Here is a 311-nt window from a genome sequence, read left to right on the forward strand (position 1 = left end):
GTATACTTTGTCGAATAAGTCTTGATTAAGCTCAGCTAAGTTTAATGAATAGAAGTCTTTTACTTTTACTTCTACCTCATTGTGGTGTAGGTGCTCTACTTCTTCTTTGCTGAATCCTAATTCCTTAGCTAATTCTTCATCACCTGCAAGAGTTTCCTTAGTAACTTTTACAGACCCGTCCATTTTCAAAGCCTTTACTAGTTTGAAAGCCTCCTTGTTGTCAGCGGTAACAGTAACGTTCTTTGGGTGGTGGTGGTGCTCTCCTTCAGCATCTTCTTCAACTACTTGAGAAACTTCTAAAGCAATGTAAG

1 pseudogene is annotated in these 311 nt (G+C 38.6%); it reads right to left on the reverse strand.

From position 1 onward, the window contains the following. Window positions 1-311: pseudogene (locus SB679_RS23595) on the reverse strand (trigger factor); the annotation flags it as partial.

Origin of the sequence: Chryseobacterium sp. SIMBA_029, assembly GCF_046535275.1 — a bacterium.
Lineage (GTDB): Bacteria > Bacteroidota > Bacteroidia > Flavobacteriales > Weeksellaceae > Chryseobacterium.